The 13,925-nt window shown below is 41.9% G+C and carries 12 protein-coding genes and 1 tRNA gene; 2 read left to right on the top strand and 11 right to left on the bottom strand.

All coding sequences use genetic code 11. From position 1 onward, the window contains the following. Nucleotides 1–23: 23 nt before the first annotated feature. The 11 genes from rpoB to KUL10_RS11725 all read right to left on the bottom strand — a co-directional run bounded on the left by rpoB (nt 24) and on the right by KUL10_RS11725 (nt 11,619). Entirely contained in the window at nt 24–4,052 is a 4,029-nt protein-coding gene (gene rpoB, locus KUL10_RS11775) for a DNA-directed RNA polymerase subunit beta (protein ID WP_110429130.1), read from the bottom strand. Between the two features lie 287 nt (nt 4,053–4,339). Further along, entirely contained in the window at nt 4,340–4,711 is a 372-nt protein-coding gene (rplL, locus tag KUL10_RS11770; protein WP_110429129.1) for a 50S ribosomal protein L7/L12, read from the bottom strand. A gap of 53 nt (nt 4,712–4,764) precedes the next feature. Continuing rightward, nucleotides 4,765–5,283 (bottom strand): 50S ribosomal protein L10, encoded by a 519-nt coding sequence (rplJ, locus tag KUL10_RS11765; RefSeq protein ID WP_110429128.1) that lies wholly within the window; start codon nt 5,281–5,283, stop codon nt 4,765–4,767. A 341-nt stretch (nt 5,284–5,624) separates the two neighbouring features. After that, entirely contained in the window at nt 5,625–6,323 is a 699-nt protein-coding gene (gene rplA, locus KUL10_RS11760; protein ID WP_110429127.1) for a 50S ribosomal protein L1, read from the bottom strand. Nucleotides 6,324–6,326: 3 nt separating this feature from the next. Then, nucleotides 6,327–6,755, bottom strand: a complete 429-nt coding sequence (gene rplK, locus KUL10_RS11755) for a 50S ribosomal protein L11 (RefSeq protein WP_110429126.1) — start codon at nt 6,753–6,755, stop codon at nt 6,327–6,329. Between the two features lie 160 nt (nt 6,756–6,915). Next, nucleotides 6,916–8,520 (bottom strand): sensor domain-containing diguanylate cyclase, encoded by a 1,605-nt coding sequence (locus KUL10_RS11750; protein WP_110429125.1) that lies wholly within the window; start codon nt 8,518–8,520, stop codon nt 6,916–6,918. A 14-nt stretch (nt 8,521–8,534) separates the two neighbouring features. Further along, nucleotides 8,535–9,809 carry a hypothetical protein gene (locus KUL10_RS11745; RefSeq protein WP_110429124.1) on the bottom strand — a complete coding sequence of 425 codons (1,275 nt, stop codon included), beginning with the start codon at nt 9,807–9,809 and terminating at the stop codon, nt 8,535–8,537. Further along, the gene (locus KUL10_RS11740; RefSeq protein ID WP_233499799.1) at nt 9,793–10,266 is read right to left on the bottom strand and encodes a hypothetical protein; all 474 of its coding nucleotides are present in this window, start codon (nt 10,264–10,266) and stop codon (nt 9,793–9,795) included. The genes KUL10_RS11745 and KUL10_RS11740 overlap by 17 nt, the downstream gene beginning before the upstream one ends. Before the next feature lie 291 nt (nt 10,267–10,557). Continuing rightward, nucleotides 10,558–11,094 (bottom strand): transcription termination/antitermination protein NusG, encoded by a 537-nt coding sequence (gene nusG / locus KUL10_RS11735; RefSeq protein ID WP_110429122.1) that lies wholly within the window; start codon nt 11,092–11,094, stop codon nt 10,558–10,560. Nucleotides 11,095–11,096: 2 nt separating this feature from the next. Next, nucleotides 11,097–11,474 carry a preprotein translocase subunit SecE gene (gene secE, locus KUL10_RS11730; RefSeq protein WP_110429121.1) on the bottom strand — a complete coding sequence of 126 codons (378 nt, stop codon included), beginning with the start codon at nt 11,472–11,474 and terminating at the stop codon, nt 11,097–11,099. Between the two features lie 68 nt (nt 11,475–11,542). Further along, a tRNA-Trp gene (locus KUL10_RS11725) sits at nt 11,543–11,619 on the bottom strand. Nucleotides 11,620–11,879: 260 nt separating this feature from the next. On the opposite strand from KUL10_RS11725, the gene KUL10_RS11720 reads away from it, so the two are divergent. Next, a complete protein-coding gene (locus tag KUL10_RS11720; protein WP_110429120.1) occupies nt 11,880–12,554 on the top strand; it encodes a nitroreductase family protein in 675 nt (224 codons plus the stop codon). A 286-nt stretch (nt 12,555–12,840) separates the two neighbouring features. Continuing rightward, nucleotides 12,841–13,899: a hypothetical protein gene (locus KUL10_RS11715; protein WP_110429119.1), complete on the top strand. Its 1,059-nt coding sequence runs from the start codon at nt 12,841–12,843 to the stop codon at nt 13,897–13,899. The last annotated feature ends 26 nt before the right edge of the window (nt 13,900–13,925 follow it).

Genomic DNA, 13,925 nt, shown 5'->3' with positions numbered 1-13,925 from the left:
AGTTACTTTCGCAACGTCAACGCTTACTGTTCTTCTAGCTCGATGTTGATACCTAGTGAACGGATTTCTTTCAACAATACGTTGAATGACTCAGGCATGCCTGGTTCCATTCTGTGGTCACCATCGACGATGTTTTTATACATCTTAGTACGACCATTAACGTCATCAGACTTGACCGTAAGCATTTCTTGCAAGGTATAAGCGGCACCGTATGCTTCAAGTGCCCACACTTCCATCTCACCGAAGCGTTGACCACCGAACTGTGCTTTACCACCAAGCGGTTGTTGTGTAACAAGACTGTACGAACCTGTTGAACGCGCGTGCATCTTATCGTCAACCAAGTGGTTAAGTTTAAGCATGTACATGTAACCGACGGTTACCGGACGCTCAAATGATCTACCTGTACGGCCATCAAACAAGGTGATTTGTCCGCTTTCAGGAATGTCTGCTAGCTTAAGCATTTCTTTGATTTCTGACTCACGAGCACCATCGAATACTGGAGTAGCAACCGGTACACCTTTACGTAAGTTTTCAGCCAAACGCTTAATCTCATGATCAGAGAAAGTGTCTAAATCAACTTCTTGATGCTTCTCACCAAGGTCATAAACCTCTTTGAGGAAGCTGCGAAGTTTAGCGACTTCTTCTTGCTCTTTGATCATGCGGTCAATTTTCACACCTAAACCATGGGCAGCCATGCCTAAGTGAGTTTCAAGAATCTGACCGATGTTCATACGTGACGGTACACCTAGAGGGTTAAGAACGATGTCTACAGGCGTACCTGTTTCATCATACGGCATATCTTCTACTGGTTGGATAGCAGAGATAACACCCTTGTTACCGTGACGACCCGCCATTTTATCACCTGGTTGGATATGACGTTTAACAGCTAGGTAAACCTTAACAATTTTAAGGACACCTGGTGCTAAGTCATCGCCTTGAGTGATTTTACGACGTTTGTTTTCAAACTTTTTGTCGAAGTCATTTTTAACTTCGGCATGTTGCTCTGCACTTTGATCAAGTTCAGCTTGCGCGTCTTCATCTTTAAGTGCGATATCAAACCACTTTTCACGCGGCATACTGTCAAGCTTAGCTTGGTCAACACCGTTGTTAAGTAGCAACTGCTGAGTACGAGCAAAAATACCGTCAGCTAAGATTGAGAACTCATCGCCCAAGTCTTTCTTGACTTGACGTAATTGCATTTCTTCAATTTCAACTGCGCGCTTATCTTTTTCAACACCGTCGCGAGTAAAGACTTGTACGTCGATGACTGTACCGCGAACGCTGTTTGGTACGCGAAGTGATGTATCTTTAACATCAGACGCTTTTTCTCCAAAGATAGCTCTTAGTAGTTTCTCTTCTGGCGTAAGTTGTGTTTCGCCTTTAGGCGTCACTTTACCTACTAGAATATCGCCACCTTTCACCTCGGCACCGATATAAACCACACCAGATTCATCTAGTTTACCAAGCGCAGATTCACCTACGTTTGGAATATCGGCACTGATTTCTTCTGGACCAAGTTTGGTATCACGAGCGATACAGCTAAGTTCTTGAATGTGGATAGTAGTAAATCGGTCTTCTTGTGCAACACGCTCAGAAATAAGGATTGAATCCTCGAAGTTATAACCATTCCAAGGCATGAACGCGATACGCATGTTCTGACCTAATGCAAGCTCACCTAAGTCTGTTGACGGACCGTCGGCCAGTACGTCACCAGTGACAACAGGGTCACCTACATTACAAGTTGGTTTTTGGTTAATACATGTATTTTGGTTAGAACGCGTGTATTTAGTTAAGTTGTAGATATCGATGCCAGCTTCACCCGCTGTCATTTCATCTTCATTTACTTTAACCACGATACGACTTGCGTCAACGAAATCAATTGTTCCGCCGCGTTTAGCAACAACCGTTACACCAGAATCAACAGCAACTGTTTTTTCCATACCAGTACCAACTAATGGCTTATCAGCCTTAAGCGTTGGTACGGCTTGACGTTGCATGTTTGATCCCATCAATGCGCGGTTAGCATCATCGTGTTCTAGGAACGGGATGATACTGGCTGCGATAGAAACGATTTGTTGTGGCGAAACATCCATGTACGTGATGTCTGCCTTTTGCATTAATGTGGTTTCACCACGGTGACGACATGGAATCAAGTCTTCTACAAGTGCATTGTTTTCGTCTAACACAACGTTAGCCTGTGCAATTGCAAACTGACCTTCTTCGATAGCTGATAAGTAGTCAATTTCGTCTGTCACTACACCGTCGACAATGCGTCTATAGGGTGTTTCAAGGAAACCAAAATCGTTAGTTCTTGCGAAGCTTGAAAGCGAGTTGATCAAACCGATGTTTGGACCTTCCGGCGTTTCAATCGGACATACACGACCATAGTGAGTCGGGTGAACATCTCGTACTTCAAAGCCTGCTCTTTCACGCGTAAGACCGCCAGGACCTAATGCAGAAATACGACGTTTGTGCGTAACTTCTGACAATGGGTTGTTCTGATCCATAAACTGAGAAAGTTGGCTTGAACCAAAGAACTCTTTTACAGCAGCAGAAATAGGCTTAGCGTTAATTAGATCTTGTGGCATTACCGCATCAAGGTCACCTAAGCTTAGGCGCTCTTTAACTGCGCGCTCTACGCGAACAAGACCAACGCGGAATTGGTTTTCAGCCATTTCGCCTACTGAGCGAATACGGCGGTTACCTAAGTGATCGATATCATCGACGTCATCTTTACCGTCACGAATTGCAATCAAGCGCTTCATCACTTCAACGATATCGTCTTTATCTAATGTGCCAGCACCTGTTAGTGCTTCACGACCAAGACGGCGGTTGAATTTCATTCTACCTACAGCAGATAAGTCGTATCTTTCTTCTGCAAAGAATAGGTTATCGAATAACGTTTCAGCAGCATCTTTAGTGGGTGGCTCACCAGGACGCATCATACGGTAAATTTCTACCAATGCTTCTAAGCGGTTTGTGCTTGGGTCAATCTTAACAGTGTCAGAAATGTAAGAACCGTGATCAAGTTCGTTGATATACAGTAATTCAAACTCTTCTGTACCTAAGTCGCGTAGCGCAAGTAAGTTTTCTAGCGTAACTTCATCGTTAGCGTTAACGACTACTTCGCCTGTCTCTTCATTGACATGCGTTTTCGCGTAGATTTTACCAAGTAGATACTCAGCTGGGATCTCTAACTCTGTCACGCCTGCTTTTTCTAAAGCACGAGTATGACGAGCAGAAACACGACGGCCTTCTTCTACTACGACTTCGCCGTTGTTGTCCATAATATCGAACTGAGCAGTTTCACCGCGCAGACGATCTGGCACAACGTCCATTTTAAGCTTGTCGTTCTCGATACTTACTTTGATTTTCTCAAAGAATAAGTCAAGGATCTCTTCGGTACTGATTTCTAGCGCACGAAGAATAATGGTCGCAGGTAATTTTCTACGACGATCGATACGAACAAATAAGTTATCTTTTGGATCAAACTCGAAATCCAACCATGAACCACGGTATGGAATGACACGTGCATTATAAAGCACTTTGCCAGACGAGTGAGTTTTGCCTTTATCATGATCAAAGAATACACCGGGAGATCTATGCAACTGAGAAACGATTACACGCTCAGTTCCATTGATAACAAATGTACCGTTTTCAGTCATCAGTGGGATTTCACCCATGTATACTTCTTGTTCTTTGATGTCTTTAACTGTACCTGGCGCGGCTTCTTTATCAAACAAGACAAGTCTAAGCTTGACTCTTAAAGGAGCTGAATAAGTTACACCGCGAATTTGACATTCTTTTACGTCAAATACCGGCTCGCCTAAGCGATAAGCTACGTATTGTAACTCGGAGTTACCAGAGTAGCTTTTTATTGGAAACACTGAGCGGAATGCCGCTTCTAAGCCATATTGACCATCAGGATCTTGGTCGATAAACTTTTTAAATGAATCCAGTTGAATTGAAAGGAGGTATGGAATTTCCAATACCTGCGGGCGCTTGCCAAAATCCTTACGGATACGTTTCTTTTCACTATAAGAGTAAACCATGGGTTCCTCAGCCGACTGATTTTAGACCCAACCTGCGATGCACTACCTACAAAACCTCAATGCAAAGCAAACTTCCAGTACCCTTTTTTTGGGTATCTAAGTAAAGTTTAAACCATAAAAAGCTATACTGCCTTTTTTATGGAAAACAAAAACTTACCTACTATATACCCGCGCTTTAAAGAAATGCAAACAAAGGGTGAAATATTGCATGTCCTACAGCGCAAAAAGGCAGGTGATTAAAAATCACCTGCCTGAGCCTGTTACGGCCAGTAATTAATATCGATTAATTACTTAACTTCAACTTCAGCGCCAGCTTCTTCAAGCGTCTTCTTAAGTTCTTCAGCTTCTTCTTTAGCTACGCCTTCTTTGATAGCTTTAGGAGCAGATTCAACTACTTCTTTAGCTTCTTTAAGACCTAGGCCAGTTGCGCCACGTACTGCTTTGATAACAGCAACTTTGTTAGCGCCGAATGAAGTAAGAACTACGTCAAATTCAGTCTTCTCTTCAACAGCTTCTGCTGCTGCAGCTGGACCAGCTACTGCTACTGCTGCTGCTGCAGATACGTTGAATTTTTCTTCAGCTGCTTCGATTAGTTCAACTAATTCCATTACTGGCATTTCAGCAATTGCGTTTAAGATATCATCTTTGGTTAGAGCCATTTCTCTAAACTCCTGGGTTTAATGTTAAAAATTTAATATGCCAAAAAAGAAAATTATTTTTCTTCTTTGATCGCCGCCAATACACGCACAAACTTGCCAGGTACTTCGTTGATAGTACGAACGAATTTCTCGGCAGGTGCTTTGAAGGTTGCAAGAAGTTTTGCAAGCGCTTCGTCGCGGGTAGGTAGAGAAGCAACTGCATCCAGTTTTTCTGGACCAAGTAAGCCACTACCAATAGACAATGCTGTGACATTTAATTTGTCGTTTTTCTTAGCGAAGTCTTTGAACAAGCGCGCTGCGCCGCCCGGAGCTTCGATAGAGAAACCGTAAATTAAAGGCCCTGTTAAAGCAGGGTCCATGTCTGCAAATTTGCTGTCTGCTAACGCACGCTTAGCTAGAGTATTACGTACAACCTTGAGGTATACGCCTTGCTCACGAGCTTGAACGCGCAGGTCAGTCAGTTCAGAAACTTCCATCCCACGGTATTCAGCGACGGCAACAGATAGAGCGCGAGATGCAACTTCACTTACTTCAGCTACGATCTCTTTTTTTGCTGCTAATCCTAGTGCCACTGAGTTCACCTTCTTAATTGCTGATGTTGGTTAAGTATGCACTTTACAATGCTTATTTGGCCTTCATCAGTGTTTACAGATTGATACCACGCGTTATCCAAGATAGATAAAACGAGTACCGCTCTACGGTGTTCATTTCCCAGAGAGTCTGAGTTGAAACCACCGTCTGCGCAGGTAGTATTAAGCTTTGACGTTTGCTTAGATAATTAAACCTAAGCCTGTAAAAGTTCTCTTACCTCTTTTACCGTCTAGCGCCTGCGGTCTTGGACGAGAGCTGTATATCGCTTTTGGCGTTACCAGCTCTAACCCATAACCTTTTAAGAGAGAATCGCCTGACTAACTTAAGCGTTAGCTAGCGTACCTGCGTCAACTTTGACACCAGCACCCATAGTTGTGCTTAGGCTGATTCTTTTGATATATGTACCTTTTGCTGAAGAAGGCTTAGCTTTCTTCAACGCTTCAAGCAATGCTTCTAGGTTTTCTTGAATTTGAGCTGGCTCAAACGCAATTTTACCGATGCTTGCGTGAATAATACCGTTCTTATCGTTGCGGTATCTTACCTGACCAGCTTTTGCATTTTTGACTGCAGTTGCTACGTCTGGTGTAACTGTACCCGTTTTAGGGTTAGGCATAAGACCACGTGGGCCTAAGATTTGACCAAGTTGACCAACAACGCGCATTGCGTCTGGGCTAGCCACTACTACGTCAAAGTTCATTTCGCCTTTCTTAACTAAGTCTGCAAGGTCATCCATACCAACGATGTCTGCACCCGCTTCTTTAGCTGCTTCAGCATTTGCGCCTTGTGTAAACACAGCAACACGTACTTCTTTACCAGTGCCGTTTGGTAGTACAGTTGCACCACGAACGTTTTGGTCAGATTTACGAGCATCTATACCAAGGTTAACTGCAACGTCAACACTTTCAGCGAACTTAGCCGTTGCAAATTCTTTTAAAAGCGCAAGTGCTTCGTTAATTTCGTATTCTTTAGTCGCGTCAACTTTGTCCGCGATTGCGCGAGCGCGCTTAGATAATTTAGCCATGTCTTAACCCTCTACTACCAAGCCCATGCTACGAGCAGAACCCGCGATGGTGTTTACCGCAGCGTCTAAGCTAGCCGCTGTAAGATCAGGTTCTTTCGCTTTTGCAATTTCTTCTAATTGCGCGCGAGTTACCGTACCCACTTTTTCAGTGTTAGGACGACCAGAACCACTCTTAATGCCTGCTGCTTTCTTAAGTAAGAAAGATGCGGGTGGTGTTTTAGTTTCGAAGGTAAAAGAGCGATCTTCGTAAACAGTAATTTCTACTGGTACTGGAGCGCCTTTTTCAAGAGATTCTGTTTTTGCATTAAACGCTTTACAGAATTCCATGATATTAACACCGTGTTGACCTAGTGCAGGACCAACCGGGGGACTTGGGTTTGCTGAACCAGCAGCAACCTGTAGCTTAATTAAGCCAGTGACTTTCTTCGCCATTGTTTTACTCTCAATTAGTGGGTGTAACGCCTTGAAGATACTGAGAATATCTTCTCGAACGGCTTCCCGATGCATAAAAAAGGGCGCAAAGTATATTCTTTAAGCACAACATGGTCAACAACTAAATAGAAGTAATTTGGGGTTTATAAGAGGTTGAGGTTTAAATGTGATCAATCACAAAGCTATTTTTACCTTCTTGTTTTATATTGTACATTAGCTCATCCGCCTTTTTTATCAAGTTTTCAATCGTAACTTCATTTAAGTCTACGGTTGCACTAGGTCTGTTATTATTGGAGATATCGAGTAAGACGATACCGATACTTGCACCTACTTGAACGGTGAGTTGCTCATCAATACGAATCGTTTGCTGTAAAGAGCCGAGTAATGAAGTTGCTAGGTCTTCTACATCCGAAGCACATCCTTTTTCAATGCAGTCAATCGCAATCCCTACCAGAAATTCATCGCCCCCCCATCGGATACAATTGGCGTCAAAAGCAGAAGTTAATGCAGAAAGCCTTTCACTTATTTTTTGAAGTACAACATCACCTACATCATGTCCATGATCATCATTTATTGGCTTGAATCTATCTAAATCAATCATCATTACAGCAAACACTTTATGCGTTGCCCGAGCCTTATTTAATTGGCTTGTTAAGGTCACTAGACCAGAACGTCGATTCATCAAGCCTGTTAAAGAATCATGATCCGCTTCGTATCTAGCTCTTTGTTCAAGCTCTCTTCGGGAAGTGACATCGTAAATCATAATTTCGATAAGATGGTCTGAATCGTCTCTTGGATCTTGGCGGCTATCTTTTATTGTTGATAGCAGACAGTGCAAATAGCGCTTGCGTTCTCCCTTGTAGCTAACGAGATCTAATCCAACTTGAGAATAAGCGTTATTGCTTTGTATTGCCTGAATGTGCTCTTGCAATAATTCTGGGGTTTCAAAGAAGCTGACAAAGTTTTCTCCTTCGATATCTTTACCAAACAATTGATTCATCGCAGGATTTGAGATATTCACTCTACCATCATTTTCTAATAAGCCTATCCCCGCCGTTGATTGCTCGAATAAAAGTCTAAACCGTCTTTGTAAAGTTTCTGTAGACTTCCTAAGTTCATATTCGGACAAGTACTGTGTTTGCAGTGCGCTTATCAATGAGTTAACTTTTTTGACCAATAAACCGATTTCATCTTTATGCTGATACCCAATATCCAAACTAACCAATTGATTTGGTTTTGAAACATCCACTTTTAGGAATTCATCGGCAAGTTTTATTAATGGGGCTGTTAGCTTGATCCTTACAAATAACCCCACGCTGATAACGGTGACAAAACTTAACCCCAAAAGCATATATGCGGTTAACAAACTCGTTTCGGTTGCTTGCTGCTGAATGTAATCACTATTTGAGTATACAACTAAATCTCCAAGTTTTTCATTGGCCATAAATGGATTAAAAAGTTCGACCTTAACAATGTTTTGGGCTTGATTTACGTTCGGTTGCTCGCTTGAAGTTTGTATTTCTGCATCTGCGATTAAATCATTGTTTATGAGCCCAGCCAAAATCTCATTGGCTAGCTCATGGTCATTAAGATAAGCAGCAATCACGCTAGCACGCTGTGCACCTTGAGCTAATTGCAGCACCAAACTTTCATTTTGTTCAGTAGCGCTTCTAAGTTGATACAAATAAGATGCGCCTGCCACAATTAGTGAAATCGTCAAAGATAATGCAGCAAGTGTTAGACTAATTCGAAGAGACAGCTTCATATCTTTTCTTCACGTTAAAAGGTGGTTGAAAAGCTAATGTTCAATACATTTAGCGTCTGAAATGAATTAAGTGTAGCGATCGCATTTTCAGGGACAGTAAAAAAACCGCTTCCAAATTCATTGATTCGATAATGGTCGAACTGTGCCTTAATCGACCAGTTTATAGAAGTATCCCACCGAACACCCAAGCTAATGCTTTGCTGGTCAAATACATTAGAACGCACGGATTCTGTTAGTGGTGCACTGGCCTGTTTTAGAAATTCGAAGAGTGAAGGTTGCAGGCTCGATCGAGCTTCTTCAAGATCAAAAAGAGAGGTCGCATGTTTCCTATCCGTCTCTCCAAGTGTCAGAAAGAAGGTTTGATCGCCAATGCCATATAGAACACTAACGTAACTAAATGATGTTGAGCTGGCAAATGCCCAGCTTGAATCATACTTACCATATTCCGCAATAAATTCTAAATCATTATGCGCATACTGTAGGCCAATAGAAGAGTATTTCACGCGTTTACCATCAGCTAACATTGCACTTTGAATCTGCTGAGCAAACCCTTGCAATGGTCCCGGATATAATTCATCAAGTTCTTTGACAGTATCTATTCCGGAAAAAACGAGCTCTTCGATTGTAGCTTCAATATGCGCGATTTGTCCTCGCCAATTTAAAGTGCTTAATTCCAGTTTTGCGGCAATTAAATTGTCATAAGTCAACATGAATTCTTCGTTTCTATCATTATTAAACTCGTTGTTTCCAAATGATATTGTTCCTTTCAACATACCTGGCCCGATATCGCCCATCCAGCCGAACTGAAGCCCGTTCATATTACCAACGGCGCCGACAGCAGAATATTGGTCAATAGGTGCTCTGACCCAAGCATAAGACTGACTGACGTACCTAGAATCCGTAAATAAATAGCTGCTAGTGCTGAACCTCCCTAACTTAAAATAACTATTTCGATCAAGTTGATAGCGTAAGAACAGTAGTTCAATATAATTTGATACATTGTCATCCCATCTATCTTGCATAATAACTTGGCCCACCGCATCCATCCGTTGTGATAGCACGATTGAAGTTTGCAACCCTATCCATGTGTCGGGCAATAACGACAGCCCTTCCCGCCCCTTGTTTAAAATTGAGCTGCGGTACAAAATATTTTCAGAGTCAGAATAGGTGAGCCCAATATTAGCAAAACCATCAAATGAAAATTTAGGCGTATCGGCTTTTGAGCATGGGCCTACAAATATGGCCAGCAAGTACATAAGACCGACTAAAAATTTAGAGTTGATAAACAATCTTCATTTCCTTTGTTATGTCGCCTTTATGTATATATATGAGCGTAGACTCTCCAAGTAGATCAATAACCGCTTGCTTGGAGCTTGCCTCAAGCGGTGGTGTCGCTCTTCCTGAAAACAACAGTCTTGACCAATATGCATTAATCTTACGCTCAGTTTTGCCTACTAACGCTTGATAAAAAGTAGTCCTTTCAATACTGTTTGTGGGAAAGTCTACTGGTTTGGCGATTTGGCCATTTGGGAAAGTTGAGTAACGTCCCATATAGATATCGATTACGTCTTTTTTATCCAGACTTGAAATTTCATTGTCCTGATGAACGGCCAACACTAAGGGCATAGGATACTCTCTAGCTAAGACGCTAGCTGTCATCAAAGAAAGCAATAGACACGCGATGTAGCAAACACCGGTTCGATTGACGATATTCGTATTGTGCTTTAGCGATATATAAATACGCATATTCTTCAACTCGATTATCTCTTTAACCACTAATAGTATTGGTCTGTACTTAGATATCGGCTAAGGTTAATACAGCTTAAACGCAACTAGTGTTTCACTTCATATACAAAGGTATGGGTTGGCATATTTAAAACAGTATTCAGATGTGAGGGACTGGGGATTAGTGGGGCTTTACTAGCGAGTATGCACAAGCGCCTATGGCGTTAACATTTCTATTAATAATCGTTGTATGTCCAAAACAAAAAAACCGGCTATTCGCCGGTTTTTCGATAAGTGTTATGAGGTCAAAATTTAACCTTTCTCTACCTGACCAAATTCTAATTCGACAGGTGTTGAACGCCCAAAAATAAGAACCGATACTTTCAACCTACTCTTCTCGTAGTCAACCTCTTCAACAACGCCGTTAAAGTCTGCGAATGGGCCATCAGTGACACGCACAACTTCGCCAGGTTCGAACAATGTTTTAGGCTTGGGCTTATCAACAGACTCTTCAAGGCGGTTAAGAATTGCATCGGCTTCTTTTTTAGTGATTGGCATTGGACGATCTGATGTGCCGCCAATAAAACCAAGTACCCTTGGGATGCTCTTCACTAAGTGCCAAGACTCTTCTGTCATTTCCATTTCTACAAGCACATAGCCAGGAAAAAATTTGCGCTCTGATTTACGTTTTTGACCCGCACGCATTTCAACTACTTCTTCGGTAGGCACAAGAATCTCGCCAAAGAATTCTTCCATGTTGTGCATTTTGATGTGCTCAAGCAAGGTTTTTTGTACGCGGCCTTCATACTGCGAAAACGCTTGAACGACGTACCACTTTTTATCAGCCATAATTAAACTCCGATACCAGTGACAAGACCAACCGCCCAAACAATGATCATATCAATGAAATATAACATCACACCAACAACAGCAGTTGCTGCAAGGATGATTAGGGTCATGCGAACCACTTCTTGACGAGTTGGCCACACTACTTTGCGCACTTCAACACGTGCGTCTTTTGCAAAACCTAAAAACGTTTGCCCTTTGAAGGTTGTCGCCGCAATACCTAATGAAACAGCGACCACACCCACCGCAACTAAAGCGCGATATAAAACGGATACTTCTTCATAAGCTCCATAACCATAGACCAGTCCAGCAAGCAACGCGAAAATAATGACCCATTTCGCGGTGTCTAATGGGTTAGAAGTGTTTTCTACATTATCACTCATTAGTGTAAACCTTACTCATGCTCGATTATCTCAAGCAACTAAAAAATATTATTCTGCCGCACATAATATGGCAGGGGTGGAGGGACTCGAACCCCCAACCATCGGTTTTGGAGACCGCTGTTCTACCAATTCGAACTACACCCCTGCAGTGCTGTCATAACTACAGTATTTACTATTGTGTTTGCTAAGCTTTTTTCAAGTTCGCCAGACACATTTCCCTTGCGTGTTTTAGATTTCTAGAAGGAATTCAAAAGCGACATAAGGGAGGGACGTGCATTATACTGAAGGCGTCAAATCTTACAAGAAATATCTGCACCAGAAATTAGCAGACATAGCGCATAATATTTTATAGAGTAACTAAGACGTTGAAACTTTATAAATACTAAAAAAAAGAAGACTATATTTATGCAGCAACACGACAGTATTCCGCTGGATGATTTTATTGAATATCCGCCTCAACAAATGCATCAGCGCTCAATGGAGTTTTATCAAGATATAAAACGACGCCACAGTATTCGACAGTTTTCAGATAAACCTGTTTCGCGAAAAATTATCGAAAACTGTATCAAAGCAGCCGGAACAGCGCCCAATGGGGCAAATCACCAACCGTGGCATTTTACTGCCATTTCTTCGCCAGACATTAAACGACAAGTGAGGGAGCAGGCAGAAGCACACGAACAAAGATTTTATGATGGAGCAGCAAATGATGAGTGGTTAAATGCGCTTAAGCCATTAGGAACGGATGCTCAAAAACCTTATTTAGAAACTGCGCCTTGGCTAATTGCCGTTTTCAGTCAAAAGAAAGGCGGTGTTGAAGCTGGTGAGAAAAACACAAATTATTACATTCATGAATCAGTTGGGATCGCGACAGGATTTTTGATTACCGCGCTGCATCATGCGGGGCTTGCGACGCTCACACACACACCGAAACCCATGAGTTTTTTATCCAAAATATGCCAACGACCAGATGATGAACGACCCTATATGCTTATCATCGTTGGTCATCCTGACGAAAAGGCAACCATTCCCAAACATGCTCTAAAGAAAAAGCGCTTAGACGAAATCGCTGACTTCTTATAAAGCAGATAATTAAGTGGATTATTTAGTTGAACAACCAACCTACGATATACAGTTTGGCGTTTCACAAATAGTAACAATTTATTGTTCGCCATTTATTGCGTACACGGCTAACGTTTAGTCAAACGACCTACATTATCGATGATATATATTCTCGATAATGTAAGTCGTGACTTTTAGGACATGCTAGCACTAAATCTTACGGCAATAATCACTATTCGATAGAACTTACTGTTGTTGAGTATGTCTACAGATAACGCCATTATTTCTTAACGCAAGGATGCATCATATGCAACTAAATAAATCACTCCTGTACGCAAGTATTTTTGCCCTAAGCTCAATATTTTCAAGCACTTGTGTTGCTGCTCAAAGCATTGAGGCACTAGAAAACTTATTAAACAATGGAGAGCATGCTCAATTATTGCAAACCATTAATACGATTCCGAGGTCACAATACACTGAAGAACATTACATGCTTCATGTATTTGCGCTTGCTGATGACGATTTAGACGATGCCGAAGAGATGATTGACGAAGCAGTCAAAGCGTTTCCCCAAAGCGCCGAACTTCACATGAATCGTGCAAGTATAATGGGAGCTCAAGCTAGTCAATCTATTTTTAGTGCGCTTGGCTATGCAGAAAAAGCGCTCGACAGTCTAGAAATTGCCGCTTCCCTTGAACCTAATAATCCAGACACTCAATACGCCTTAATGATGTTTCATACTAATGCGCCTTCTATCGCTGGTGGGGACTTAGGAATTGCGTTAAAACAAGCTCAAAAAGTACAAGCACTCGATCCTGAAAGAGGCACCATTGCAATGTACAATTACCTGAGAGCCGATGATCGTAAAGATGAAGCATTAGCATCAATTTTAGATGCTAAATCAGACTTTGCAGATTCGAGCAGTATTCAAAACGTCATCGCCAGTCACTATGTTCGTGAAGAGGCTTATGATCAAGCTATCGCAGAATACAATGTTTTAACAGCGATGAGCTTACCTTCTCTGGTTGAAAATGATGAAGATAGCCTTGAGACATACGAGCGCGCTCTGAGACGTAAATTAAATGCTCATTATCAGCTGGCGCGACTTGCGAAGGAATCAAAGTCTCATATTGAAATGGGTATCGAGCATATGGAATATTTCCTCGCACACGTCGACCAAAAACATGTTAAAAAGAATGAGTTACCCTCTGTCGACTGGGCAAACATGCGACTAGCAGAGCTATATGTTCTTGCAAACAATAAGACAAAAGCAAGTGAAGCATATGCTCGTATTGACGCAGACAGTGATAAAGACCTTAAAAAACCACTGAAAAAACTTAAAAAAGCGCTAAAGAAATTGAGCTAAGCATTCACATCACATCAGCGCGCAGT

Source organism: Glaciecola sp. KUL10, assembly GCF_003203515.1.
In the GTDB taxonomy this organism is placed as follows: domain Bacteria; phylum Pseudomonadota; class Gammaproteobacteria; order Enterobacterales; family Alteromonadaceae; genus Glaciecola.
This window is presented reverse-complemented; position numbering and strand designations above follow the sequence as displayed.